Here is a 26,418-nt window from a genome sequence, read left to right on the forward strand (position 1 = left end):
GTTTTTCCCTGCGTGCCCGGTCTTGCGCTCTAACGATATTCGATTTCGGTATTTTTCAGCCCCGGCTTATGCCCGTTATCTTCTGGTCACAACTTGTTATAACAAGTCAGCCAATAGCGAAGACAATCATGGCCGAACTGCTTCCCCTGTCCCCCGTACCGCTCTACACCCAGCTCAAGGCACTGCTGCGCGAGCGTATCCTCGACGGCACCTACCCACCCCACAGCCGCATGCCTTCGGAAAACGAGCTGGGCACAGCTTTCGACGTCAGCCGCATCACCGTGCGCCAGGCGCTGGGCGACCTGCAAAAAGAGGGGCTGATCTTCAAGATCCATGGCAAGGGTACCTTCGTCGCCAAGCCCAAGGCGTTCCAGAACGTCAGCACCTTGCAAGGCCTGGGCGAGTCGATGACGCAGATGGGCTACGAAGTGCTCAACCGCCTGCGCAGCCTGCGCCATGTGCCGGCCACCGCGCTGGTGGCTGCGCGCTTGCAGGTGGAAGAGGGCAGCCTGGTCACCGAGATCCGCCGGGTGCGCCTGGTCAACCGCGAGCCGGTGTCGCTGGAGATCACCTGGCTGCCGCACAGCGTCGGCGAACAGCTGGAAAAGGCCGACCTGGTCACCCGCGACATCTTCCTGGTGCTGGAGAACGACTGTGGCATCGCCCTCGGCCACGCCGACCTTGCCATCGACGCGGTGCTCGCCGACCACGACCTCACGCAGGCGCTGGACGTGCAGGAGGGCGCGCCAATCATGCGCATCGAGCGCCTGACCCACACCGCCGACGGCACGCCGCTGGACTTCGAACACCTCTACTACCGCGGCGATGCCTTCCAGTACCGCCTGCGCATCGACCGCCAGAAAGGAGGCACGGCATGAGCATCCAGACTCAGGACTACGACATCGTCGTGATTGGCGGCGGCACCGCCGGGCCCATGGCCGCGATCAAGGCCAAGGAGCAGGACAGAACCCTGCGCGTGTTGTTGCTGGACAAGGCCAACGTCAAGCGCAGCGGTGCCATCAGCATGGGCATGGACGGCCTGAACAACGCCATCATCCCCGGGCATGCAACGCCTGAGCAGTACACCAAGGAAATCACCGTCGCCAACGATGGCATCGTCAACCAGGCCGCGGTGTATGCCTACGCCACCAAGAGTTTCGAAACCCTCGAGCAACTCGACCGCTGGGGCGTGAAGTTCGAGAAGGACGAGACCGGCGACTACGCGGTGAAGAAGGTCCACCACATGGGCGCCTACGTGTTGCCGATGCCCGAGGGCCATGACATCAAGAAGGTGCTGTACCGCCAACTCAAGCGCGCCCGGGTGGAGATCAGCAACCGCATGGTCTGCACCCGTGTGCTGCTCGATGGCGAAGGCGCGGCGGCGGGTGTGCTGGGCTTCGATTGCCGCAGCGGCGAGTTCCGGGTGATCCGCGCCAAGGCGGTGATCCTTGCTTGCGGCGCCGCCGGCCGCCTGGGCCTGCCGTCGTCGGGCTACCTGATGGGCACCTACGAAAACCCGACCAACGCCGGTGACGGCTACGCCATGGCCTATCACGCCGGTGCCGAGCTGGCCAACCTCGAGTGCTTCCAGATCAACCCGCTGATCAAGGACTACAACGGGCCGGCCTGCGCCTACGTCACCGGCCCGCTGGGTGGCTACACCGCCAACGGCAAGGGTGAGCGCTTCATCGAATGCGACTACTGGAGCGGGCAGATGATGTGGGAGTTCCACCAGGAACTCGAAGGCGGGAATGGCCCGGTGTTCCTCAAGCTCGATCACCTGGCCGAGGAAACCATCCAGAACATCGAAGAAATTCTGCACAGCAACGAGCGCCCCAGCCGTGGCCAGTTCCATGCGGGGCGCGGCACCGACTACCGCCAGCACATGGTCGAGATGCATATCTCCGAGATCGGCTTCTGCTCCGGGCATTCGGCCTCGGGGGTGTGGGTCAACGAGAAGGCCGAGACCAGTGTGAAGGGCCTGTACGCCGCCGGCGACATGGCCGCGGTGCCGCACAACTACATGCTCGGTGCCTTCACCTATGGCTGGTTCGCCGGGGTGAATGCCGCGCAGTACGTGGCCGGGCGTGAGCTGGCCGAGGTCGATACGCAGCAGGTCGAACGTGAACAGGCGCGGGTGTTCGCGCCGTTGCAACGAGAGCACGGCCTGCCGCCGGCCCAGGTCGAGTACAAGCTGCGGCGCATGGTCAACGACTACCTGCAACCGCCCAAGGTGACCAAGAAGATGGAGATCGGCCTGGCGCGCTTCGCCGAGATCGAGCGCGACCTTGAGCAGATGAAGGCCAACAACCCCCATGAGCTGATGCGCGCGATGGAAGTCACGGTGATCCGCGACTGTGCCGAAATGGCCGCGCGGGCTTCGTTGTTCCGCCAGGAGAGCCGCTGGGGGCTGTACCACCACCGGGTCGATTTCCCCGAGCGCAATGATGGCGAGTGGTTCGTTCATTGCCACCTGAAGAAGGGCGAGGACGGTGAGATGACCAGTTTCAAGAAAGCGGTCGAGCCGTACCTGATCCCGCTGGATGCCGAGGAACAGGCCGCGTACGACCGGCTGCGGGTGAAAGCCGACGCGGCATAGCGGATCCAGCGCAATGCTTTTGTAGGAGCGGCCTTGTGTCGCGAAAGGGCCGCGCAGCGGCCCCAGGATTCCAGCAGCAAGGGAAATTGCCGGGGCTGCTCCGCAGCCCTTTCGCGACACAAGGCCGCTCCTACAGTGACCGCGTCATGTCAGACATAAATCGAGGGCCGAAGGCCCCCAAGGACCCCGTGAAATGGCCTACCAACCCCAGGAAATCTTCTTCCGCAGCAATGCCCCGGTGACCATCGACGAAGACAAGTGCATCGCCGAGAAAGGCTGCACCGTGTGCGTCGAGGTCTGCCCCATGGACCTGCTGGCGATCAACCCGGCCACGCAGAAGGCCTACATGGCCTTCGACGAATGCTGGTACTGCATGCCCTGCGAAAAGGACTGCCCGACCGGGGCGGTCAAGGTCGATATCCCTTACCTGCTGCGTTGACGCACACGGACCGCCCCATGACCGACACTGACAATCAACACATCCTCGACCTGCTGCCCCGTCTGGGCGACAGCGATGCCCGTGTGCGGCGCATCGCCCTGATCGAACTGGCCGACCTGGAGGACCCGGACGGCCTGCCCTGGTTGACCCAGGCGCTGCGAACCGATGCCGACGCGCAGGTGCGCGCCGAGGCTGCGCGCCTACTCGAGGCCTGGGAGCAGCCAGGCGTGGTGCAGGGCCTGTGCGCGGCCCTGGCCGACCCCGCCGACGCAGTACGCCAGGCGGCTGCCCAGAGCCTGAGTGAACTCAAGACTCAGGAAGCAGGCCAACTGCTCCTGCCCTGGGCCACCCATGCCGATGCCTTCGTGCGGGCCAGCAGCCTGCGTGCCTTGCGCGAGCTGCGGCTGGAGGCCGCCGCCGGCCCGGCGCTGAGCGCCCTGGTCGATGCCGATGCCGGGGTGCGCCGCGAAGCGGTGGGCATCCTCGGCTGGCTCAAGCACACACCCGCCATGCCGGCATTGGCACGGCGCGCCGCCGCCGAGCCGGACACCGAGGTGCGCCGCGCCGTGATCGGTGCGCTGGGCATGGCTCAGGACGCCACGGTACTGCCCACTCTGATCGAGGCCTTGGCCGATGAGGCCTGGCAAGTACGCGAAGAGGCGGCGACTACCCTGGGCAAGGTTGGCCAAGCCGAAGCGGGCCAAGCCTTGATTGCGGCGCTGAGCGACAGCTATTGGCAGGTCCGCCTGCGTGCGGCACGGGCCCTGGGGCGGCTGCGCCATGTCGCGGCCCTGGATGGGCTGGCGCAGTTGCTCGGCCATGGCATTGCCAACCTGCGCAAGGAAGCCGCGCTGGCGCTGGGCGAACTGGGCGATGCCCAAGCATTGCCGGCGTTGCTGGCGGCCGAAGCCGACAGCGATCCGGAAGTGCGCAAGGCCGTGCGCATCGCCCTGGCGCAGTTGCAGGGGGTGGTGTGATGAACACGCCCAGTGCTCTTTACAACCGGCGTGAATGCGGCGAATTGCGGGTGCAGTGGGGTGAGGCTGAACAGGTGATCAGCCATGCCCGGCTGCGTGGTGCCTGCCCGTGTTCACGGTGCCGGGCGGGGCGCTTGAAGGGTGCGATTTCAGTCGTGGACGAGGAGGTCCGCGTCGAGCGGATCGAGGCGCAGGGGTATGGAGTGCAGCTGGTGTTCAGCGATGGGCATGAGCGGGGGATCTATCCCTGGAGCTACCTGCGAGGGTTGGGGTGACAGGGCCTGCACTTTATCTGTAGGAGCGGCCTTGTGCCGCGAAAGGGCCGCGCAGCGGCCCCAGATTCCTGGTTTGCTACAAAATTGCCGGGGCTGCTACGCAGCCCTTTCGCGGCACAAGGCCGCTCCTACAGGCGATGAGGCCGGTACAGGCAACCCACTCCTAAAGCGCAATCAACTCCGGCCGCAACCCTTCCACCCGCTGCACCACCGGCCGCAGGTAACCACCATCCCCGGTAATCTGGTGCAGCACTTTCTCGCGCAACCCATGCAGCGCCACCCCGGTGCGCTGGCGCGGGTGCGGCAGGCCGATCTCCACCACCGCCTTGATCCGCCCCGGCCGTGGCTCCAGCACCACCACCCGGTCGGCCAGGTAGGTCGCCTCCTCGGCATCGTGGGTCACCAGCAAGATGGTCACCCCCGAGCGTTCGCGAATCGCCAGCAGCTCGTCCTGCAACTGCTGGCGGGTCAGCGCATCCAGCGCACCGAATGGCTCGTCCAGCAGCAGGATGCGCGGGCTGGCCACCAGCCCACGGGCGATCGCCACACGCTGGGCCATGCCGCCGGATAGCTGGTGCGGGTAGGCCGTTTCGAAACCGACCAGGCCCACCAACTGCACGAACTCATGCACCCGGCGGCTGCGCTCACCTTGGCTGAGCTTGTCGTTGACCAGCCCAAGTGCAATGTTCTGCGCCACCGTCAGCCAGGGGAACAGCCGGTGTTCCTGGAACACGATGCCGCGCTCGCCGCCGATACCGCTGACCGGCTTGCCATCGACGCGGATGCTGCCGCTGTAGTCATTGTCCAGCCCCACCAGCAGGCGCAGGAGCGTGGATTTGCCACAGCCGGACGAACCAACGATGGCGATGAACTCGCCCTCATTGATCGACAGGTCGAAGTCATGGATGGCCTCGAACGGCTGGCCATCGACGCTGAAGGTCTTGCCGACCTTGTCGAAGCTGACCAGCGGTGGGGTGGCGTCGGCCTGGTTGGCGGCGTGCAGGTGCGGGGTGATGAAGGCGTTCATGCGGTTCTCCAGCGCGTGGCGCGCGATTCGAGGCGTTGGCCGAGCTGGCCGAGCAGGGCGCCGACCAGGCCGATCAGGACCATGGCGGCCATCACCTGGTCCATGCGGAACAATTGCTGGGCGCCGATCATCAGGCTGGCGATGCCGCCGTCCGAGGGCATGAAGTATTCGGCGCCGATGGTGCCCAGCCAGGCGTAGATCAACGACAGGCGCAGGCCGGCGAAGATCGCCGGCGCGGCGCCGGGCAGCACCAGCAGGCGCAGGCGTTGTGACACATCCAGGCGCAGGGCCTGGGCTGCCTCGCCCAGTTGCGGCGACAAGCTGGCGATACCCCGTTGGGTGGCGATCAGCAGCGGGAAGAACGCGGCCAGGGCGACGAACACCAGCTTGGCGCCTTCACCCAGGCCAAACCACGCGGTGAGCAGCGGCACCCAGGCGAACAACGCCACCTGGCGCAGCGCCGACAGGCTCGGGCCGAACAGGCGTTCGCTGCGCGGCGACAAACCCAGCAGCAGCCCCACGGCGAAGCCTGCGCCGCCACCCAGCAGCAACCCGGCCAGGGTGCGTTGCAGGCTCAGGCGCAAGGCCTCGCCCAGCGAGCCATCCAGCAGCCCGGCGTACAGGCTGCGCAGCACGTCCAATGGTGAGGCGAGAATGTTGGCATCGACCCAGCCGAAACTGTTGGCGGCCTGCCACACGGCCAGCAGCGCTGCCGGCAGCAGCAGGCTTTGCCAACCCTTGGCCACCCCACCGCGCGGCTGTTCGCCGGTAGCCGGTTGCGGCCAGTACAGCAGGCGGCGCTCCAGGTGCGAGAAACCACGGTCCATCATCGCGCCGACCAGGCCGATCAGCAGGATGCACAGGAACACCAGGTCGAGCATGAACAGCTGGCGCCCCCACACCATCAGGTAACCGATGCCCTCGCTGGAAGCCAGCAGTTCCACGGCCAGCAGCGACGTCCAGCCGGTCGCCAGGGCCAGGCGCACGCCGGCAAGAAAGGCGGGCAGGGCGGCCGGCAGCAGCAGGCGCAGGAACAATAGGTGCGCCGGCAGGCGCAAGGTGGCGGCGGCTTCGCGCAGCTTGGGCTGGGCGTCGCGCACGCCGACCAGGGTATGCAGGGTGACCGGCACCACCACCGCCTTGACCAGCACCACCAGCTTGAGCAGTTCGCCAATGCCGAAGAACAGCATGAACAGCGGGATCCAGGCCAGGGTGGGGATTTGCGCCAGGGCCACGAAGGTCGGCAGCACCAGGGTCTGCGCCCGCCGCGAAGCCCCCAGCCAGGTGCCCAGCAGCAGGCCACTGCCGATACCCGCCAACAGCCCCCAAAGCAGGCGTTGCAGGCTTATCCACAGGTGGCTCCAAAGCTCCCCGGAGCCGAACTCCAAGGCGCTCTGCCAGACCAGCGCCGGCGCCGGCAGGATCTGCTCGCTCATCCAGTGCAGGTGGCTGGCGCTGATCCACAACACCGCGACCAGCACTGGCACCCCCCACGGCGCAAGGGTGTTGTAGGAGCGGCCTTGCGCCGCGAAAGGGGCGCGCAGCGGCCCCCACAGCCATTTGCGCCTACTCAGGACTCCGCTCATCAAGCCATCTCCCAAACCGATCCTTGTTTATTCGTTTATGAAATTAAAAATTCACAAAAATAACGATCAAGAGATAAGAGCACGACCATCAAGCCAGTGAAAGTCTGGTTCCGTTGCGTTTTCCTCATATTTTCCATGCGTTTTCTGCAAGCCGGCCGCCGGCCCGCATGCCCGCTGATTTATGCCTTCTGGTTACTAAAAAATGACGTATGGATCTTTGTAAGTGCTAACCCAACCCGCCTAGCTTCTGGCCAAAGCGCCGGCCATCGCCGGTGGCAGCTTGCCAAGGAGCCTTGTCATGAAAACCGCTTTCCGCCATCTGCTCACCCCGCTGCTCGCTAGCCTGTTGAGCGCCTTGCCCCTGTCGGCGCATGCCGGCCAACCCGACGTCATCCGCATCGCCGTGCCCGACCTCAGCGCCGGCAGCAAGCCCAGCGCCGGTGGCGTGGTGGATGTGCTGCGCGACCAGCAGTTGCTGGAAAAAGAATTCGCCAAGGACGGCATCCGCATCGACTGGCGCTTCTTCAAAGGCGCAGGCCCGGTGGTCAACGAGGCCCTGGCCAACGGCCAGGCCGACTTCGCCTACCTGGGTGACCTGGCCGCGATCATCGGCAAGGCCAACGGCCTGGATACCCGCGTGCTGTCGGCCGGGGTGCGTGGGGTCAAGAGCTACCTCGGCGTGGTGCCGGGCTCGGGCATCCACAGCCTGGCGGACCTCAAGGGCAAGCGCGTGGCGGTGTTCCGCGGCACCGCCAACCAGCTGTCGTTCGCCAGCGCCCTGGCCAGCCAAGGCCTTTCCGAGCGCGAGCTGAAAGTGATCAACCTGGACTTCAATGCTGCCAACGCCGCCCTGGCCGCCAAGCAGGTCGACGCCACCTGGGGCCTGTCCAACCTGCTGTCGCTGCGCGAGCGCGGGCTGGTCGAGCTGCCGGTCAACTCCCGCGATCTCAAGGGCGCCGGCAGCACCCAGGCGGTCCTGATAGGCACCGGCGAGTTCATCCGCCAGCACCCCGACCTGGTGCAGCGCCTGGTCAACGCCCAACAGCACGCAGTGAAGTGGCTGCGTGACGAAAACAATCGCGAGGCCTACGTCGACCTGGTGGCCAGCACCGCCAACTGGCCCAAGGGCATCCTGCGCGACGACCTCGCCGGCGAAGACCTGTCGCGCTACTTCGACCCCCGTCTTGACGCCGAATTCGTCGACCTCTTGCAACAGGGCGTCGACCTGGCCGCCAGGGAGCGCCTGATCCGCCGCGGTTTCCAGGTAGCGCAATGGGTCGAGCCACGCTTCCTCGATGCCGCCCTGCAACAGAACCAGGCCATCCAGGCCGCCCGCTGATCCCGACAAAAACCGTGAGGAGCACCACCATGAGCAATGCCGCATTGGCCACCGCGCCACACACCCAGGAACTGGACATCCACCCCGTCGCCGGGCGCATCGGCGCCGAGATCCGTGGCGTCAAACTGTCCGCCGACCTCGACGCCGCCACGATCGACGCCATCCAGGCGGCGCTGGTACAGCACAAGGTGATCTTCTTCCGGGGCCAGGACCACCTCGATGACGTAGGCCAGGAAGCCTTCGCTCAACTACTGGGCGAGCCAATCGCCCACCCCACCGTGCCGGTGGTCGACGGCACCAGCTACTTGCTTCAGCTCGACGGCGCCGAAGGCCAGCGGGCCAACTCCTGGCACACCGACGTGACCTTCGTCGACGCCTACCCCAAGGCCTCGATCCTGCGCAGCGTGGTAGCCCCGGCTTCCGGGGGCGACACGGTGTGGGCCAACACCGCCGCCGCTTACGAGGAACTGCCCGAGCCATTGAAAGCGCTGGCCGAAACGCTATGGGCGGTGCACAGCAACGAGTACGACTACGCCAGCGTGAAGCCGGACGTCGACCCGGCCAAGCTCGAACGCTACCGCAAGGTGTTCACCTCGACGGTGTACGAGACCGAGCACCCGGTGGTGCGCGTGCACCCGATCAGCGGCGAGCGGGTGTTGCAGTTGGGGCATTTCGTCAAACGCATCAAGGGCTATTCGCTGGCCGATTCGCAGCATTTGTTCGCGCTGCTGCAGGGGCATGTGACGCGCCTGGAGAACACCGTGCGCTGGCGCTGGCAGGCGGGCGACGTGGCGATCTGGGACAACCGGGCGACCCAGCATTACGCGGTGGATGACTATGGTGTGCAGCCGCGCATCGTGCGCCGAGTGACGTTGGCTGGCGAGGTGCCGGTTGGGGTGGATGGGCAAGCAAGCCGGACCACACGCAAGGGCTGAAGCCACCCAGCACGCCTTTGGATGCGGTAGGAGCCTTGCTGGCGAAGGCCACACCGCAGTCTCACGCCGAACCGAGATTCGGCGCGACCTCTGTAGGAGCGGTTTCAGCCGCGATCACCCGCCCAGCGGGAGCCAGGCACCGCGCCGCTTGCATCGCGGCTGAAGCCGCTCCTACAGAGGCCTGCTGCCCCCCCAGCATTCCCACACCCACCCTATGTCACCGACGCCCACGGCCAGGAAACCTGGCACTACTACGACGCCCTCGGCTACACCTACCGCCTGATCCACCCGGACGGCCGCGAGGAATGGCTGTTCCGCGATGAACGCAAGAACGTCATCCGCCACGTCCACCCCGACGGCAGCCAGGACCGCTACACCTACGATGAGCGCAGCAACCTGCTGCAGCACATCCGCGCCGACCACAGCACGGTGCACTACACCTACGACGAGCACGACCAACCGATCAAGCTGCGTGATGCCGAGGGTGGCTTGTGGCTACGCGACTATGACGAGCGCGGCAACCTGCTCGAGAGCATCGATCCGCTGGGCCATAAGACCGAGTTCGCCTACACCCCGGCCGGGTTGGTCAAGGCGATCAAGGATGCGCTGGGCAACGAGAAGACACTCGCCTACAACGCTGCTGGGCAGTTGCTTGAATACACGGACTGCTCGGGCAAAACCAGCCAGTGGACATACAACGCCTTCGGCCAGCTGACCGCCTTCGCCGATGCAGCGGGTAACACGACCGCTTACGAATACCAGGCCGGGCAACTGGCCAAGGTCACCCACCCGGACAAGACCGAGGAACGCTTCAACTACGACGCCGAAGGGCGTCTGCTGGCGCATGTCGACGCGCTTGATCGCTGCACCACGTGGTCCTATACCGCTGCCGGTATGCTCGCTGAGCGCATCGACGCCAACGAGCACACCCTGCGTTATCGCTGGGACAAGCTCGGCCGCTTGATCGGGCTGGAAAACGAAAACATCAGCAAGGCCACCTTCCTCTACGACCCGGTGGGCCGACTGCTGCAAGAGACCGGTTTCGATGGCCTAGTCACCCGCTACCAATACGACCCGTACAGCGGTCGATTGGCGAGCACCCAGGCTGGCCAACGCCGGATCGAGCTGACCTTCGACCCGATGGGCCGATTGAGCGAGCGCACGGCCCGCCTGGGCAACCAGAGCCAAAGCGAAACTTTCGCCTACGACGGCAACGGCCAGTTGATCCAAGCCGTCAACGCCGCCAGCAAGCTGCAATGGTTCCACGACGAAGCCGGCAACCTGACCCGCGAGCACCAGCACTACCTGGCCACCGGCACACCGATGGTTGCGGTGTGGCAGCACGAGTACGACGCGCTCAACCAACGCACCGCGACGATTCGTCCGGACGGCCACAAGGTCAGCTGGCTGACCTACGGCAGCGGCCACCTGCTCGGCATGACCCTCGACCAGCACGAAATGCTGGCTTACGAGCGCGACGACCTGCACCGCGAAATCGTGCGCCATCAGGGCAATCAGCTGATGCAGACCCAGGACTGGGACCCGGCCGGGCGTTTGCAGGAGCAGTTGTTGGGCAGCCACGACGGCCAGTCCACGCTGCTCAAGCGTCAGTACCGTTATGACGCTGCTGGGCAACTGACCAACATCCACGACAGCCGTCGTGGCCCGTTGGCGTACCAGTACGATCCCGTCGGCCACCTGCTCAAGGCCACCAGCCGCCTCGGCGTGGAAACCTTCGCTTTCGACCCGGCCGGTAACCTGCTGGATCAGAAAACCCAGGAACTGAACCGCCCGCTGGAAGCCGATCCACGGCGTAACAAGCTGATGGACAACCTGCTGCGCGAGTACGCCGGCACCCACTACAAATACGACGAACGCGGTAACCTGATCCACCGCCTGCATAACGGCGCACATGCCCATTTCACCTGGGACCTGTTCGACCGTCTGGCCAGCTACAACGATGACCAGCTCAAGGTCGATTACAGCTACGACGCCCTGGGCCGGCGCCTGCACAAGCATTCGGTGGCGCATTTCTGGGATCGCCCGGAAGCGGGCACCGGCTGGAACCAGCTGCAACGGGCCAAGCGGCAACGCGAACTTGGCTGTGGCTTCACCCTGTTTGGTTGGGATGGCGACACCCTGGCCTGGGAGAGCTCACCGCCGCGTGATGAAGGCGACACCGGCCGAACCGTGCATTACCTGTACGAGCCAAACAGTTTTGTGCCGGTGGCCCAGGCTCTGCGCAAAAGTCCGATCCGCTTGCACAAGCAACCAGACTGGAGCCAGCGCGAATACGACTTCGATCAGGATCCGTTGTGGCACACCGAGGTGAAACCACAGGCGTTCGACGCAATTGCCTGGTACCAGTGCGATCACCTTGGCACGCCGATGGAGCTGACCGATGAGCACGGCCACATCGCTTGGGCAGGGCAGTACAAGGCGTGGGGCGAAGTGCGTGAGGAGCGTTCGGCATGGGCCAAACAGCATGGCCTGGGCAACCCGATTCGCTTCCAGGGTCAATACCACGATCATGAGACCCGACTGCACTACAACCGTTATCGCTACTATGATCCGCTGGCTGGCCGGTTTGTTTGCCCGGATCCAATTAAATACGCGGGCGGCTACAATTTCCTCACATATGCTCCAAACCCGATAAACTGGATCGACCCTTACGGTTTAAGCGCTAGTGCTGACGACTGCAAATGTGGGCCTAAAACGCCTAAAACACTAGAAACGATTGCAAACCCACCTCAAGCGCCGGTGATACCTCCGGGCTGGGAGAGTCGCCCAGGTCGAAATGGGGGTGAAATTTATTACCCACCTGGCACAGATCCCGCGAAAGGGGAGCATATCCGTGTCATGCCACCAGGTTCCTCGCCAGTGCCAGGTTATGAGCATGGTTACTGGAGATGGCAAAACGAACATAAGCAACCGATGAACCCGGCCTCAGGTAAACCTGGCAAGGGACAAGGTGACACACATGTTCCGCTACCACCTGATTCATTACCACCATTACGTCGCTAGGGAAAAATGAGGAAAGTTTATGTATCGGCTACCAGAAAATTTTGATTTCGAGCTATTGTCGGGCTGCTACTTGGAAACAATTTGCTTTGGCGCCCAAGTGACTGTATTTAACTTTAAACGCCCACAACACACCCCGGGAATCAGGGCGTATACGGTGTCGTTTGCTGTGGAAGGGGGCTTGATTTTCAATATAGGAGAGCACAATGGAAATCGAGATTTTGGTGACCCCTATAGCAGCGCAGCACTATTAAATTTGATATTGAGCGATGTAAGTAGCGTGACAATATCGAAAGCTTCCGACCTGAAGATAAGTTTCGACACTGATGACCACCTGACAATAGCATCATCTGACAATGATGAATTTGAAAGTTGCACCATATATCTAAATGATGGCGAGGTCATAGTTATTTGATTTCGGTCAGTTGACGAAAGATTGATTCGCGCAGCTCGGTGAAAGGCAGTAGCGCGCAACGTATTGAGGGCGGCACCTTCCACCCTCAATACGTATAGCGTCACATTATCGAACCTTGTTGATTGGCTGTCGGAGGCCTAGGCCGAGCCATATGAGCCTCAGTGCCTCATCCCCAGTTCCGCATCATCCATCAGCGCCTTGGCCAGCGCGCTCAGATAATACGACGCCCAGAGCAGTTGCGGCTTCTCTTCCATGATCCCGGCGATGGTCAGGTCGCGCACGCAGCCCATCAGCTCCGAGGCTTGGTCGCGGGCGTGTTGGCAGGGGATGCCGGGTTCGATGCAGAACAGCGGGTCGGTTTGGCCTTCGCCCTGGTAGAACTTGGTTTTGCCGGCTGTGGTGTTGGGGGTGGTGTCGTCTGTGGCCATTGTTTTTTCCCTGAAGTGGTGGGTGCCTGGGCGGGCCCTTTCGCCAGCAAGGCTGGCTCCTACAGGTGGAGCGTGGCGTTTTTCGTAGGAGCCGGGTTGGGATGGCGACACCCTGGCCTGGGAGAGCTCACCGCCGCGTGATGAAGGCGACACCGGCCGAACCGTGCATTACCTGTACGAACCCGGCAGCTTCGTGCCGGTCGCCCAGGCCTTGCGCAAGAGCCCAATCCGCCTGCACAAGCAACCGGATTGGAGCCAGCGCGAGTACGACTTCAATCAGGATCCGTTGTGGCACACCGAGGTAAAGCCACAGCCGTTCGACGCGATTGCCTGGTACCACTGCGATCACCTTGGCACGCCGATGGAGCTGACCGATTAGCATGGCCACATCGCTTGGGCAGGGCAGTACAAGGCGTGGGGTGAAGTGAGGGAGGAGCGCTCGGACTGGGCCAAGCAGCACGGTCTGGGTAACCCGATTCGGTTCCAGGGCCAATACCACGACCATGAGACCGGGCTGCACTACAACCGCTATCGGTATTACAACCCAAGAAACGGAACGTTTATAAGTCAGGATCCAATCGGCTATTTAGGGGGAGGGAATTTTTACGAGTACGCGCCCAACCCCGCCATGTGGGTAGACCCACTGGGTCTGGCTCGTGACTTGTCAGGATGCGACAAATCAAATCGACCGTTAAGCAGTAGTCAATACTCCGTGCTTTACGAGGTTCAGCTTACTCCTGGCCAAGAGATCGGTAGTGACCCATCCCATTTCAGAGAGTCTAATCGACAGCTCGATGCGGCAATGAAAAGTGATCCACATCTCAAGAAAATGGTGGATCAACACTACCCTGGCGTTTCTGATCATGTTGCAGCAGGCCCTCGAGGCGGTTACAAATCGAGTGCACCGAAAGGCTTTACTTGGCATCATCACCCATGCCGCAAAGGTGTGCTTCAATTGGTTCCAATGCCGCAACATCGGGCCCCCGGGCCGGCCCAGAGCGTACTGCATCCGGGAGGGCAAGGCGGCAAAAAAAATTGGGGGGAGGACGTACTAGATGATGAAACTCGAAACACTTGAGTCAGTGCTTGCAGGCATCGACAAGCAACCGTGGGATTTTGCACTTTACATGCCTCATGGAGTCCCTTGGAACAAGGATACGCTTTGTGCCGTACTTGATCCCGATGACTTCGAAAACGAGCCGAACCCTGACAGGCCAAAATTCGCACTGGACAACGACCTGCATTATGCCCTCGGCATCGAGATCATACAAAGCATTATCGAAAATGCCAAAGAGCAACGACCACGGGCGAACGCTTTCGAATTAGCAGGCGCATTTATTTACTACTATGACAATGACGCTTACATAGACTTATCCAAAAACAATAAAAGACAGTAATATTTCACGCCGCACGCGCCGAACGAATAGCAATCCTCGCTAGGCGTTTAGTCCAACAATCCCAAGAATCCACTATGAAACCGTTTTGGATTTTCACTGGATCAGAAAATCTATTTCCATCAGGAGTATTTTCCGCGCTAGCCGATGCAGATAAGCGGATAAAAATGGCGGAAAGTGGACAGCGGAAAGGTGATGGATTTATTTTTACTCTAACTGCTACCTAAGCGGGACCTGAGGAGTCACGAAACTTAGGTGGTATCGGCCGAAGAGAGCAGCCCTATTCAATAGGCTATCTAACGAGGAAGCTGACTGGCAATAGTCGGTGAATGCACGTAGAGAAAACAGCGCGGAAGTTGAAATGAACAGAACAAACGGCGAGGGATACAGAGCTGGAGGCGGCGACTTGCAAACAACTTCAAGGGCAGTAATTGTTCGTCGAAACAACAACATCATCACAGCGTGCCCTAACCTATGAATAAAACAATTTACCTGCGCTCCCTGCACAAGCTTTACTATCATCTGCTATCGATGACAGACGATGAAATTGCTGAGTTTGACATAAATAACAAAAAAAACAGGCAGGCTTTTTTTGCCGAAATGAGAGCTCAATTCGATAACTACGGAAACGTTACGCAAGCCTCCATGGTCGACACATTAGAATATTTGTGCGCATCAGGTAAGTGCGAGAAATATTGGGAGAGTATTATCCCGCATGAAATCCCGCTTGATGAAATCCACGATAAAAGCGGCTACGCACATGATCTATTTTTGGCCCTAACAGATAGAGAGCCTCATTCAAGCATCAAAGACACATTTACAATTAGCTATGAGTTGGCACCAAGAGACCCTATTGATTGACTGTGGAGAAATATTTCTATTGTCAGCGTAGACAGAACAACTCGGTGAGGCTTCCTGAAGCCTGTATGACATAACTGATGGTACTCAAAGGGGTGGCATCTGCCACCCCGTACAGTGTTGTTTCGCAACATGCCAGCTAACTGCGGAGTACCCAACCGAGCCGTACTAGCCTCAGCGCCTCATCCCCAGCTCCGCATCATCCATCAGCGCCTTAGCCAGTGCGCTCAGGTAATACGACGCCCAGAGCAGCTGAGGCTTCTCTTCCATGATCCCGGCGATGGTCAGGTCGCGCACGCAGCCCATCAGCTCCGAGGCTTGGTCGCGGGCGTGCTGGCAGGGGATGCCGGGTTCGATGCAGAACAGCGGGTCGGTTTGGCCTTCGCCCTGGTAGAACTTGGTTTTGCCTGCTGTGGTGTTGGAGGTGGTGTCGTCTGTGGTCATTGTTTTTCTCCCTGAAGTGGTGGGGGCCTGGGCGGGCCCTTTCGCCAGCAAGGCTGGCTCCTACAGGTGGAGCGTGGCGTTTTTCGTAGGAGCCGGCTTGCCGGCGAACAGGGCCGGCCAGGGCCTAGTGCATTACCTGTGGCTGCGCCGACATCTGCACCTGGATCAACGCCGATTCGAGCAACACGCGCAGCGATTCGACTTCGTGGATCGACGCCATCATCAGGATGGTGGCCGGTGACCTGGGCTGGGCGTGCACGGCCTGATGGGCCACGGTCAGCGCGCACAGGGCGTACTCGGTGGCCTGGATGAGGATGTCTTCGAGGGAGTGAGGGTTGCGGGGTGGATCGGGAACAATCTTAAGCATGTGGTCTGCCTCTATAAGGGCCGCTACAGGCTTGCTGTCAAACAAGTGGGTGGCAGCTGTACATGGGTTGACAGACCGGCAGGCAAACCAAAACCCGGCGCACATGAAGTGCCCCATGCACAGCAGCCATTGAGGGCTAAGCCATGTGGTTTGACTGATCGGCCTGTCAAAGCCGGTCGCTGATTCAAGCGACCCGCCGAGACTAGAGCCGTGCCAAAACGACCGCAACGGAAAAAGGGCGGCGGGAGTATGTTTGGGAAATGGACTACACGAAAGAGGTTAAATCTGATCTTTGGGCCTGGAAGGCAAATGCGATCAACCACGGGGGATGGCACCGGCATTGCCGGTGATCGCGGCTGAAGCCGCTCCTACAGATTGACTGAAATGTCCTTTCACATATTGGCATCGCAAGCCACCAACTGCTTGACCAACCCTTGCGCCAACGCCGACAACCCATACCCGACCCGGCTCACCACGCCATATCGCGTATAGAACGCTTCTTCCTGCTCCGGCGCCAAGTCCGCCAACTCAATTGCCACCAATCCCCGCTCCCCTTGGTACGGCCGCAGATTCGCGCTGCAAGCGATGCCAATGGTGTCCGAATGCAGCACCACATTGAGCAGCGCATAACCGTGTTCGCACTCCACGCTGGGCAGAAAGTCCTGCCGACCGCTGAGTTCGCCGAGGATCTTGCGAATGTTCGGCGGGCGAAACGTGGTGGCCAATGGGTATTCGAACAGGTCCCGCGCCCGTACCTCGTCACGCACGGTCAGCGGATGCCCGACGCGGCAGCAGAAGTGCCAGCGCTGGGGGGCCAGCTTGAGCACCTGATAGTCCGGGTCGGCCTCGAACTGGCGAGTATCGGCCACGAAGAATTCGATCTCCTCGGCGATCAGCCGGCGGTTCAGCGCCTGCCAGTGGTCCACCTGGAAACAGGTGCGCGCCGCCGGGTACTCGGCGACGAAGCGCGCCACCGCACGGGGTACCAGGCCGCCCGCTGGCGCCGGCCCGGAACCGAAGCGCACCACCCCAGTAGTGGCGCTGTTGAACTGGTTGATCTCGTTGACCAGGTTGTGCGCCCCGTGCACCAGCCGCCGCGAATGCTCCAGCACCAGCAGGCCCTGGCGGGTCGGCGCCAGCTCCTTGCTGGCGCGGTCGACCAGGCGGCAGCCGACGTTGTGCTCGAGGGTCTGGATGCTGCGGCTGAAAGCCGATTGCGACAGGTTCACCGCGGCCGCTGCGGCGACGAAGCTGCGGTGCTCGACAAGGGCGATGTAGTGGCGGAGTTGGCGCAGGTCGATATGCATTTTCTACATTGAAACTTTCGGTGGAATGCAATTGCCGGGAGGGGTTGGGACTCTTATAAAGGGAGTCACTTATTCCACAAAATATGAATTACAAATATTTATATCACTTAAAAGAATATAAGCCCGTCTGACCGCGATTCGGTTCCGCCAACGGAAATGCTCGCCAGGGCCCATGCCTCAAGGAGCATTTGCATGTCCCGACTTTCCCGAAGGCGTTCGCGCGCGTCGTTGTTCGCCCTGCAACCCCTGGCTGCCGGCCTGTTGCTGGCCGCCAGCGGCAGCAGCTTTGCCGATGAGCCCGTCAGCGCTACGCCTGCTGTCGAGCAGGACGCCAAGCTAGGCACGGTCACGGTCAATGCCCGCCGCCGCGAAGAAACCGCGCAGAGCGTGCCCACCCCCATCAGCGTGCTCAGCAGCGAGACCCTGGAAACCCAGCGCATCTACCGGGTGCAGGACATCCAGCAACTGGTGCCCAGCACCAACGTGTCCTACGTGCATGCCCGCCAGTCGAGCATCTCCATCCGCGGCCTGGGCAACAACCCGGCCAGCGACGGCCTGGAGGGCAGCGTCGGGGTGTACCTGGACAACGTCTACCTGGGCCGCCCGGGCATGGCGGTATTCGACCTGCTCGACGTCGAGCAGCTGGAAGTGCTGCGCGGCCCGCAGGGCACGCTGTTCGGCAAGAACACCACCGCCGGGGTGCTCAACATCACCACGCGCAAGCCGACCTTCCACCAGGAGGGCAGCGTGCAGTCGTCGCTGGGCGAGGACGGCTATTGGCAGACCCAGGGCAGCTTCTCCGGCCCGCTCACCGACACCCTCGCCGGGCGCATCAGCGCCTACCACACCGAGGACGACGGCTATGTGAAGAACATCTACAACGGCCACGACCTCAACGGCGGCAAGCGCCAGGGCTTTCGCACCCAACTGCTGTTCAAGCCCAGCGAAACCTTCAACCTGCGCTGGATCGGCGAGTACAACGAGGAAAGCTCCGACAACGGCATCCTCAGCCTGTACAGCACCGGGCCGACCATCAACGGCGTCAACCGTTACGAAAGCCTGGCGCGCCAGGCCGGCGCCACGCTGGTGTCGGGCAAGGACCGCAAGGTCAATTTCGATTCGGACCAGATGGTCAAGGTGTTCCAGGGCGGCACCTCGGTGGAGGCCAACTGGACCCTGCCCAACGACTTCACCCTCACCTCGATCACTGCCTACCGCTGGTGGGACTTCACCCCGCGCAACGACGATGGCCTCAACGTGCCGGTGTTCTACAACGCCGGGGTGTCGGTGCGCGACAAGCAGTACTCGCAGGAAATCCGCCTGGCCTCGCCGACCGGTGGTTTCTTCGACTATGTGCTCGGCGCGTACTACTTCAAGCAGGACCTGGACAACAAGTCGTTCACCTACAACGGCCCGCAGGCGGATATCTGGAACCTCACCCCGGCTGGCGCCTTGGCCAACGTCACCACGATCGGCAACGGCCATATCGATACTGACAGCTACGCGCTGTTCGCCCAGGGCACCTGGCACCTCACCGAGCGCCTGGACTTCACCGCCGGGGTGCGCGGCACCTATGAAGAGAAGAGCGCCTGGGTGACCCGCGATGCGCCGTTCGGTGGCGTGGCGGTCAGTGGCGCCGCGGCGGCGGCCCGGCAGGGCAGGGTGGGGGCCTACGATTCGGGCGACCTCAGCCAGTACAGCTTCGCCCCGTCCGGGCTGCTCAGCCTGAGCTACCGCTTCAGCGACGAGGTGCTGGGCTACGCCAGCCTGTCCCATGGCGAGAAGTCCGGGGGCGTCAACCTCACCGTCGGCGCCGCGCCGCGGCTGGGCACCGACTCGCTGCTGGTGGGCACCGAGCGCGCCAACAACGCCGAGCTGGGGATCAAGAGCACCCTGCTCGACAACCGCCTGCAACTCAACACCAACCTGTTCTGGACCGAGGTGCACGGCTACCAGGCCAACGTCTACGACCAGGTCAACCGCGTGCAGTACCTGGCCAATGCTGGCAGCGTGCGCTCGCGGGGCCTGGAGTTCGAAGCCACGGCGCTGCCGGTGCGGGGGCTGACCCTGAACCTCAACGGCTCGTGGAACGATGTGCGCTACACCGAGTACGACGACGCGCCCTGCCCGCCGGAAGTGAGCCTGGCCAGCGCCACCGCCACCTGCGACCTGTCCGGCCACCAGGTGGTCGGCGCCTCCAAGTACATCGCCAACCTCAACGGCCAGTACAAGTGGCAGCTGAGCGAACGCATCGAGCCCTACGTCACCGCCAGCTACGCCTTCCGTTCCAAGGCCGTCGGCACCATCGACGACTCCGACTACGGCCAGATCCCCAGCTACGCCATCGTCAACCTGTCCACCGGCGTGCGCCTGGACCAGGGCGACGGCGTGCTCGACCTGTCGCTGTGGGTGAAGAACGCCGGCGACAAGACCTACTTCACCAGCCTGTGGAACTCCGCCAATGGCGGCTATGCCGGGGTGCTGGGCACCCCGCGCACCGTGGGCGCCACCGCCCGTTACGACTTCTGAGCACAAGGAGCTTTGCCATGAATGCCAAGACCCAACCGCACGACCTGCCCGAAGGCGCCTGCGTTACCGCCCGGGTGCCCGACCGCGACGAGACCCTGCTGGGCGACGTGGTGGTCAACCCGTACCGCCTGGCGCCGCTGACCGCGATCGTCCGTGACGGCGGCCGCAGCCTGACGGATGCCCATGTAAGGGTACTGGGGCGTGGCGAGCGCGGAGTCGATATCGCCTATGACGTTACCGACCGCTCACTGTGGACCTATGGCGGTATCCCGGTGTTCGGCCTGTACCCGGATCACGTCAACCAGGTGGAGGTGAGCTACAAGCTCGACGGCGAACGCATTCGCCAGCGCTACGAAATCTATGCCCCGGCGGTGCGCCTGCCGGTGGTGGCCAAGCAGACGGCTGCCCTGCCCGAGGTCGAGCCGGTCAAGGTCGCGCCGGGCTTCGAGCAACGCTTGTACCTGTTCAACCACCTGCTGGCCGATATCCCGGGTGGGCGTGCCTTCAAATGGAACGGCCTGGGCGGCGCCGCCGAATGGGACTCGGTGGGCAACAACTGGATCGCCGACAGCAATGGCGATGTGCGTTGGTACCTGGATATCGAGCAGATCCACGATTCCAACCACCGCGACGGCCTGGGCGGCACCATGGGCTTCCACCAGACCCGCGACGGCAAGTTGATCTGGGGCCAGGGCCAGACCTACTCCAAGTACGACCTGCTGGGGCGGCGCATCTGGCAGCGCAACCTGCCGGACAAGTTCGCGGATTTCTCCCACGAAATCCGCGAGACGCCCAACGGCACCTACCTGCTGCGGGTGGGCACCAGCGACTACCGGCGCCCGGACGGCAAGCGTGTGCGCTCGATCCGCGACCACATCATCGAGGTCAACGAGGCTGGCGATGTGCTGGACTTCTGGGACCTCAACCAGATCCTCGACCCGTACCGCGGCGACCTGCTGGAAACCCTAGGCAAGGCTGCAATCCAGCTCCCGGATGGGGTGCAGAAGCAGGACGACCGGCTGGCCAACGAGCTGGCCGAGGGTGACCTGCCGTTCGGCGACACCCCGGGGGTGGGCACCGGGCGCAACTGGGCCCACGTCAATGCCATCGACTACGACGCCGATGACGACAGCATCATCGTTTCAGCACGGCATCAAGGTGTGGCGAAGATCGGCCGCGATAAGCAGGTGAAGTGGATCCTCGCCTCGCCGCAGGGCTGGCCTGCCCATTTGCAGAGCAAGGTGCTCAAGCCGGTGGGCGAGGGCTTCGAGTGGTCCTGGACCCAGCACACCGCCTGGCTGACCGGGCGCGGCACGCTCAACGTGTTCGACAATGGCTGGGGCCGCGATTTCGGGCCGACCAAACTCAGCGGCAACTACAGCCGGGCGGTGGAATACAAGGTCGACGAAGCCAAGGGCACGGTCGAGCAGGTGTGGCAGTACGGCAAGGAGCGTGGCGACGAGTGGTACAGCCCGATCACCTCGGTGGTGGCGTATCGAGCCGATACCGATACCCAGTTCATCTATTCCGCTTCGGTGAACTTCCTCACCCCCGAGAAGCTCACCACCACGGTGCTCAATGAAGTGCGCCGAGGGAGCCAGGAGGTGGTGGTGGAGCTGAAAGTGCACAGCCGCCAGCCGGGGAGCGTGGGGTATCGGGCGTTGGTGATCGATCTCGACAAGGCGTTCTGACGCATCTTCTACTAGCCTTTGACGGCCTCATCGCGGGCAAGCCCGCTCCCACAGGACCCGCGCGGTCCTTGTGGGAGCGGGCTTGCCCGCGATGAGGCCGTTTGCCATTGCACGGCCATGGAAATCAGACGGGGTGTTCAACCATTCGTTCTTTTTTTCGAACAGGCTATTGTCCAACCCCCTAGCGCCCGCTTAGCATTCCGTTTGAGATTTCAAACGCTCGGCACCCAGGCGTCGAACACCCTGGTGCACGAATTCCTGACGGCCGCCCCCTATCGGGGGCGCCTTTTCAACAATCAATAATTCGCAGTAAAGGGAAGCCGACATGCAGCTCAAAGACGCTCAGTTGTTCCGCCAGCAAGCCTTCATCAACGGTGAATGGCTGGATGCGGACAGCGGTCAGACCATCAAGGTGACCAACCCGGCCACCGGTGAAGTGATCGGCAGCGTGCCGAAGATGGGCGCCGCCGAAACCCGCCGCGCCATCGAGGCCGCCGACAAGGCGCTGCCGGCCTGGCGCGCACTGACCGCCAAAGAGCGTGCCGGCAAGCTGCGCCGCTGGTTCGAGCTGATGATCGAGCACCAGGACGACCTGGCCCGCCTGATGACCACCGAGCAGGGCAAGCCACTGGCCGAAGCCAAGGGCGAGATCGCCTACGCCGCGTCGTTCATCGAGTGGTTCGCCGAAGAAGCCAAGCGCGTCTACGGCGATGTCATCCCGGGCCACCAGCCGGACAAGCGCCTGATCGTCATCAAGCAGCCGATCGGCGTCACCGCCGCCATCACCCCGTGGAACTTCCCGGCCGCGATGATCACCCGTAAAGCCGGCCCGGCCCTGGCCGCCGGTTGCACCATGGTGCTCAAGCCTGCTTCGCAGACCCCGTACTCCGCCCTGGCCCTGGTCGAGCTGGCCACCCGTGCCGGTATCCCGGCTGGCGTGCTGAGCGTGATCACCGGCAGCGCCGGCGAAGTCGGCTCCGAGCTGACCGGCAACTCGCTGGTGCGCAAGCTGTCCTTCACCGGCTCGACCGAAATCGGTCGCCAGCTGATGGAAGAATGCGCCAAGGACATCAAGAAGGTCTCCCTGGAGCTGGGCGGCAACGCCCCGTTCATCGTGTTCGACGACGCCGACCTGGACAAGGCGGTCGAGGGCGCGATCATCTCCAAGTACCGCAACAACGGCCAGACCTGCGTCTGCGCCAACCGTATCTACGTGCAGGACGGCGTCTACGACGCGTTCGCCCAGAAGCTGGCCGCTGCCGTTGCCAAGCTGAAGATCGGTAACGGCCTGGAAGAAGGCACCACCACTGGCCCGCTGATCGACGGCAAGGCCGTTGCCAAGGTTCAGGAACACATCGAGGACGCCCTGTCCAAAGGCGCCAAGGTGCTGTCGGGTGGCAAGCTGATCGAAGGCAACTTCTTCGAGCCGACCATCCTGGTCGATGTGCCGAAAACCGCTGCTGTTGCCAAGGAAGAGACCTTCGGCCCACTGGCGCCGCTGTTCCGCTTCAAGGACGAGGCCGAAGTCATCGCCATGTCCAACGACACCGAGTTCGGCCTGGCCTCGTACTTCTACGCCCGCGACATGAGCCGTGTGTTCCGCGTCGCCGAGGCCCTGGAATACGGCATGGTGGGTATCAACACCGGCCTGATCTCCAACGAAGTCGCGCCATTCGGCGGCATCAAGGCCTCCGGCCTGGGCCGCGAAGGTTCCAAGTACGGTATCGAGGACTACCTCGAGATCAAATACCTGTGCATCAGCGTCTGATCGCCGGGTAAACGCTTTTACCTCTGCCAGCGGGGCGCGAGAGCGACGTCTCGCTGGCCTTTTTGACATCGCAGTACCTGGTGGCCAGGGCGTTCACGGCAGTCGATCAACGAATACTGTGTGCGAACGCGTCCAGCCACCCCCGAATAAAAGCGCCGCAGAACCGGCGCAAATGAGGGCACCATGAGCAAGACCAACGAATCCTTGATGCAACGCCGTGTCGCCGCCGTCCCACGTGGCGTTGGCCAGATCCACCCGATCTTCGTCGACACCGCGAAGAACTCGACCGTGATCGACGTTGAAGGCCGCGAACTGATCGACTTCGCCGGCGGCATCGCCGTACTGAACACCGGCCACCTGCACCCGAAAGTGGTCGCGGCCGTGCAAGAGCAGCTGACCAAGGTCAGCCACACCTGCTTCCAGGTGCTGGCCTACGAGCCCTACGTCGAGCTGTGCGAGAAGATCAACAAGCTGGTCCCAGGCGACTTCGACAAGAAGACCCTGCTGGTCACCACCGGCTCCGAAGCCGTCGAGAACGCCGTCAAGATCGCCCGTGCCGCCACCGGCCGCGCTGGCGTGATCGCCTTCACCGGCGGTTACCACGGCCGTACCATGATGACCCTGGGCCTGACCGGCAAGGTCGTGCCGTACTCCGCTGGCATGGGCCTGATGCCAGGCGGCGTGTTCCGCGCCCTGTTCCCGAGCGAGCTGCACGGTGTCAGCGTTGACGACGCCATCGCCTCGGTCGAGCGCATCTTCAAGAACGACGCCGAGCCGCGCGATATCGCCGCGATCATCCTCGAGCCGGTACAAGGCGAAGGCGGCTTCCTGCCAGCGCCGAAAGAGCTGATGAAGCGCCTGCGCGCCCTGTGCGACCAGCACGGCATCCTGCTGATCGCCGACGAAGTGCAGACTGGCGCTGGCCGTACCGGCACCTTCTTCGCCATGGAGCAGATGGGCGTCGCGCCTGACCTGACCACCTTCGCCAAGTCCATCGCTGGCGGCTTCCCGCTGGCCGGTGTGTGCGGCAAGGCCGAGTACATGGACGCCATCGCCCCGGGCGGCCTGGGCGGCACCTACGCAGGTTCCCCGATCGCTTGCGCCGCGGCACTGGCCGTGATCGAAGTGTTCGAGGAAGAGAAACTGCTGGACCGCAGCAAGGCTGTGGGCGAGCGCCTGACCGCCGGCCTGCGTGAAATCCAGAAGAAGCACCCGATCATCGGCGACGTCCGTGGTCTGGGCTCGATGATTGCCGTGGAAGTGTTCGAGAAGGGCACCCACACCCCGAACGCCGCTGCCGTTGCCCAGGTTGTGGCCAAGGCCCGCGACAAGGGCCTGATCCTGCTGTCCTGCGGCACCTACGGCAACGTCCTGCGCATCCTGGTGCCGCTGACCGCCGAAGACGCGCTGCTGGACAAAGGCCTGGCCATCATCGAAGAGTGCTTCGCCGAGCTGGCTTGAAATCTGTGACACGCTTCAGAAAAAAACCCGCCTAGGCGGGTTTTTTTTGTGCCGTTTGTCGGCATCTGGCGCTAAGGTTGTACGAGGATTCCGTGGAAGCTGCGAAGGATCGCGCGTCATTACCTGGAGACTCGCTCATGAGCGCCGCCGACCCTATCCCGCCTTGTGTCCTGATCGCCGAGGGCGACCCTTGGGTGCGTGACATGCTCAGCGAAATGCTGCTCAGCGTACGCTGCGATGCCCGGCTGCAGGTCTGCGCCGATGGCTCCGAGGCACTCAACGCACTGGCGGCCAAGCCCGACCTGATCATCGCCGCCCGCGAACTCGCCGGGCTCGATGGCCTCGACCTGCTGCGCAAGGTGCGCGCCAAGGGCGAGCATGCCAGCCTGCCGTTCATCCTCATGAGCAACCGTACCGACACCGCCAGCGTGCGCGAGGCGCTGCCGCTGCACCCTACCGCCTACCTGAGCAAACCGCTGGACCTGGACAACCTGCGCAAGCGCCTGGAGCACTTGTTGGTGGACGTCGGCGAGCACATCGCTTGCCCGGTGCCACCGCTGCAACCTGGGCTCAAGCTGCCGGACTACCTTGAGCATCGTCGCGCCACCGCCGACGGCGGCCCGCTGTTCGCCGATGTGCAGGTGGCGATCAAGCGCGCCCTCAACCCCGAAGGCCTGAACCTCAAGGTGCTCGAGGAGGAGGTGCGCAACGATCCGCAGATCACCGGCGTGCTGATCGCCGCCGCCAACAGCGCGGCGATGCACCGCGACGCGCCAGTGCAGACCTTGCTGCAAGCACTGAACAAGCTCGGCAGCACCCAGAGCATGAACCTCATTCTCGGCCTCACGCTCAAACGCAGTGCGCGCTTGAGCGACCCCTTGCTGGCCAGGCATGCCGCGCATTTCTGGAACCTGTCCCTGCACACCGCCGAGTACGGCCGCACCCTGGCGCGCATGCTCGAGGTGGACGAGGGGCGCTGTTACTGCGCGGGGCTGCTGCATTGCCTGGGCGACCTGGCCGTGCTGCGCACCCTGCAGGAATGGCGCCTGGCCGGCGGCGAGCTGGACGAGGACCAGGTGCAGCTGTCGCTCAATGAGTTCGGTGCGCCGTTCGGCTCGGCATTGCGCACCCGCTGGCGCCTGCCGCTGAACCTGCGCGAGCTGATCGCCGCGGTGTATCAACTGGGTGGTGGGGTGTATTCCCGCGAGATCCTGGCCATGAGCCTGGCCGGCCAACTGGCACGCCTGAGACCGAGCGAAGGGCTGGAGAAGGTGGCCAGCAGCAAGACCGCGCGCTTGCTCAAGCTCGGCTTGCCGGAACTGACGCGGCTGCGCAAGGTGGACCCGGAGGCGGTGGCGCGGGAGGAGGCTGAGCGTTTGGCGGCACAGGCTGCCGAGCGCGAGCCCGAAGTCGTCTTGGCCGAACCTCCAGCAGCAGATGTCGAGCCGACAGACGCAGAAGATCGGCAAGCCTGAGCCACGGATCAGCGTTGCATCAGGCTTGGGATCGGTCCTACAGGTATTGCGGACGTCAGTTCGTATTCACGCTCGCGCATCAG

At 63.0% G+C, this 26,418-nt stretch carries 20 protein-coding genes and 3 pseudogenes; 17 read left to right on the forward strand and 6 right to left on the reverse strand.

Annotated elements, in window-relative coordinates:
- The first annotated feature begins 128 nt into the window (after window positions 1–128).
- The 5 genes from IX761_RS03295 (at window position 129) to IX761_RS03315 (ending at window position 4,290) form a co-directional block, all read left to right on the forward strand.
- Complete coding sequence (locus IX761_RS03295) at window positions 129–878, forward strand: GntR family transcriptional regulator (RefSeq protein ID WP_194788212.1); 750 nt, start codon at window positions 129–131, stop codon at window positions 876–878.
- The gene (locus tag IX761_RS03300; RefSeq protein ID WP_194788213.1) at window positions 875–2,599 is read left to right on the forward strand and encodes a fumarate reductase/succinate dehydrogenase flavoprotein subunit; all 1,725 of its coding nucleotides are present in this window, start codon (window positions 875–877) and stop codon (window positions 2,597–2,599) included. Before IX761_RS03295 ends, IX761_RS03300 begins: the two co-directional genes overlap by 4 nt.
- Before the next feature lie 193 nt (window positions 2,600–2,792).
- Window positions 2,793–3,038 carry a 4Fe-4S dicluster domain-containing protein gene (locus IX761_RS03305; RefSeq protein ID WP_043208219.1) on the forward strand — a complete coding sequence of 82 codons (246 nt, stop codon included), beginning with the start codon at window positions 2,793–2,795 and terminating at the stop codon, window positions 3,036–3,038.
- Between the two features lie 17 nt (window positions 3,039–3,055).
- Window positions 3,056–4,015, forward strand: a complete 960-nt coding sequence (locus tag IX761_RS03310) for a HEAT repeat domain-containing protein (RefSeq protein ID WP_194788214.1) — start codon at window positions 3,056–3,058, stop codon at window positions 4,013–4,015.
- The gene (locus tag IX761_RS03315; RefSeq protein WP_194788215.1) at window positions 4,015–4,290 is read left to right on the forward strand and encodes a DUF971 domain-containing protein; all 276 of its coding nucleotides are present in this window, start codon (window positions 4,015–4,017) and stop codon (window positions 4,288–4,290) included. The genes IX761_RS03310 and IX761_RS03315 overlap by 1 nt, the downstream gene beginning before the upstream one ends.
- Window positions 4,291–4,453: 163 nt before the next feature.
- On the opposite strand, the gene IX761_RS03320 is transcribed toward IX761_RS03315, so the two are convergent.
- Window positions 4,454–5,317, reverse strand: a complete 864-nt coding sequence (locus IX761_RS03320) for an ABC transporter ATP-binding protein (protein ID WP_194788216.1) — start codon at window positions 5,315–5,317, stop codon at window positions 4,454–4,456.
- Window positions 5,314–6,903 carry an ABC transporter permease gene (locus tag IX761_RS03325; protein ID WP_194788217.1) on the reverse strand — a complete coding sequence of 530 codons (1,590 nt, stop codon included), beginning with the start codon at window positions 6,901–6,903 and terminating at the stop codon, window positions 5,314–5,316. The genes IX761_RS03320 and IX761_RS03325 overlap by 4 nt, the downstream gene beginning before the upstream one ends.
- Window positions 6,904–7,201: 298 nt before the next feature.
- On the opposite strand from IX761_RS03325, the gene IX761_RS03330 reads away from it, so the two are divergent.
- The 3 genes and pseudogenes from IX761_RS03330 to IX761_RS03340 form a co-directional block, all read left to right on the forward strand.
- Complete coding sequence (locus IX761_RS03330; protein ID WP_194788218.1) at window positions 7,202–8,242, forward strand: ABC transporter substrate-binding protein; 1,041 nt, start codon at window positions 7,202–7,204, stop codon at window positions 8,240–8,242.
- Window positions 8,243–8,271: 29 nt separating this feature from the next.
- On the forward strand, window positions 8,272–9,177 hold the full coding sequence (locus IX761_RS03335; RefSeq protein WP_194788219.1) for a TauD/TfdA dioxygenase family protein: 906 nt from the start codon (window positions 8,272–8,274) through the stop codon (window positions 9,175–9,177).
- A 213-nt stretch (window positions 9,178–9,390) separates the two neighbouring features.
- A pseudogene (locus IX761_RS03340) lies at window positions 9,391–12,201 on the forward strand (RHS repeat-associated core domain-containing protein); the annotation flags it as partial.
- A gap of 570 nt (window positions 12,202–12,771) precedes the next feature.
- Here the strand turns inward: IX761_RS03340 and IX761_RS03345 are convergent.
- Window positions 12,772–13,041 carry a DUF3077 domain-containing protein gene (locus IX761_RS03345; RefSeq protein ID WP_194788220.1) on the reverse strand — a complete coding sequence of 90 codons (270 nt, stop codon included), beginning with the start codon at window positions 13,039–13,041 and terminating at the stop codon, window positions 12,772–12,774.
- A 94-nt stretch (window positions 13,042–13,135) separates the two neighbouring features.
- Between IX761_RS03345 and IX761_RS03350 the strand changes: the two are divergent.
- The 4 genes and pseudogenes from IX761_RS03350 to IX761_RS03365 all read left to right on the forward strand — a co-directional run.
- A pseudogene (locus IX761_RS03350) lies at window positions 13,136–13,699 on the forward strand (RHS repeat-associated core domain-containing protein); the annotation flags it as partial.
- A gap of 63 nt (window positions 13,700–13,762) precedes the next feature.
- Window positions 13,763–14,119: pseudogene (locus tag IX761_RS27490) on the forward strand (HNH endonuclease); the annotation flags it as partial.
- On the forward strand, window positions 14,097–14,438 hold the full coding sequence (locus IX761_RS03360; protein WP_194788221.1) for a hypothetical protein: 342 nt from the start codon (window positions 14,097–14,099) through the stop codon (window positions 14,436–14,438). The pseudogene IX761_RS27490 and the gene IX761_RS03360, both read left to right, overlap by 23 nt.
- 471 nt (window positions 14,439–14,909) lie before the next feature.
- Entirely contained in the window at window positions 14,910–15,296 is a 387-nt protein-coding gene (locus IX761_RS03365; RefSeq protein ID WP_194788222.1) for a hypothetical protein, read from the forward strand.
- A 171-nt stretch (window positions 15,297–15,467) separates the two neighbouring features.
- Here the strand turns inward: IX761_RS03365 and IX761_RS03370 are convergent, their stop codons facing one another.
- The 3 genes from IX761_RS03370 to IX761_RS03380 all read right to left on the reverse strand — a co-directional run bounded on the left by IX761_RS03370 (window position 15,468) and on the right by IX761_RS03380 (window position 17,411).
- On the reverse strand, window positions 15,468–15,737 hold the full coding sequence (locus tag IX761_RS03370) for a DUF3077 domain-containing protein (RefSeq protein WP_194788223.1): 270 nt from the start codon (window positions 15,735–15,737) through the stop codon (window positions 15,468–15,470).
- A 124-nt stretch (window positions 15,738–15,861) separates the two neighbouring features.
- Complete coding sequence (locus tag IX761_RS03375) at window positions 15,862–16,104, reverse strand: hypothetical protein (protein WP_194788224.1); 243 nt, start codon at window positions 16,102–16,104, stop codon at window positions 15,862–15,864.
- Window positions 16,105–16,496: 392 nt separating this feature from the next.
- A complete protein-coding gene (locus tag IX761_RS03380) occupies window positions 16,497–17,411 on the reverse strand; it encodes a LysR family transcriptional regulator (RefSeq protein ID WP_194788225.1) in 915 nt (304 codons plus the stop codon).
- A gap of 156 nt (window positions 17,412–17,567) precedes the next feature.
- On the opposite strand from IX761_RS03380, the gene IX761_RS03385 reads away from it, so the two are divergent.
- The 5 genes from IX761_RS03385 to IX761_RS03405 all read left to right on the forward strand — a co-directional run bounded on the left by IX761_RS03385 (window position 17,568) and on the right by IX761_RS03405 (window position 26,335).
- The gene (locus IX761_RS03385) at window positions 17,568–19,940 is read left to right on the forward strand and encodes a TonB-dependent receptor (RefSeq protein WP_416366757.1); all 2,373 of its coding nucleotides are present in this window, start codon (window positions 17,568–17,570) and stop codon (window positions 19,938–19,940) included.
- Window positions 19,941–19,957: 17 nt separating this feature from the next.
- Window positions 19,958–21,631 carry an aryl-sulfate sulfotransferase gene (locus tag IX761_RS03390; RefSeq protein WP_194788227.1) on the forward strand — a complete coding sequence of 558 codons (1,674 nt, stop codon included), beginning with the start codon at window positions 19,958–19,960 and terminating at the stop codon, window positions 21,629–21,631.
- 325 nt (window positions 21,632–21,956) lie between these two features.
- The gene (gene gabD, locus IX761_RS03395; protein ID WP_194788228.1) at window positions 21,957–23,399 is read left to right on the forward strand and encodes an NADP-dependent succinate-semialdehyde dehydrogenase; all 1,443 of its coding nucleotides are present in this window, start codon (window positions 21,957–21,959) and stop codon (window positions 23,397–23,399) included.
- 183 nt (window positions 23,400–23,582) lie between these two features.
- Entirely contained in the window at window positions 23,583–24,860 is a 1,278-nt protein-coding gene (gene gabT / locus IX761_RS03400; protein ID WP_194788229.1) for a 4-aminobutyrate--2-oxoglutarate transaminase, read from the forward strand.
- 137 nt (window positions 24,861–24,997) lie between these two features.
- Window positions 24,998–26,335 carry a response regulator gene (locus tag IX761_RS03405; protein ID WP_228533199.1) on the forward strand — a complete coding sequence of 446 codons (1,338 nt, stop codon included), beginning with the start codon at window positions 24,998–25,000 and terminating at the stop codon, window positions 26,333–26,335.
- Window positions 26,336–26,418 lie beyond the last annotated feature (83 nt).

The organism is Pseudomonas sp. UFMG81 (genome assembly GCF_015354575.1).
Taxonomy (GTDB): Bacteria; Pseudomonadota; Gammaproteobacteria; order Pseudomonadales; family Pseudomonadaceae; genus Aquipseudomonas.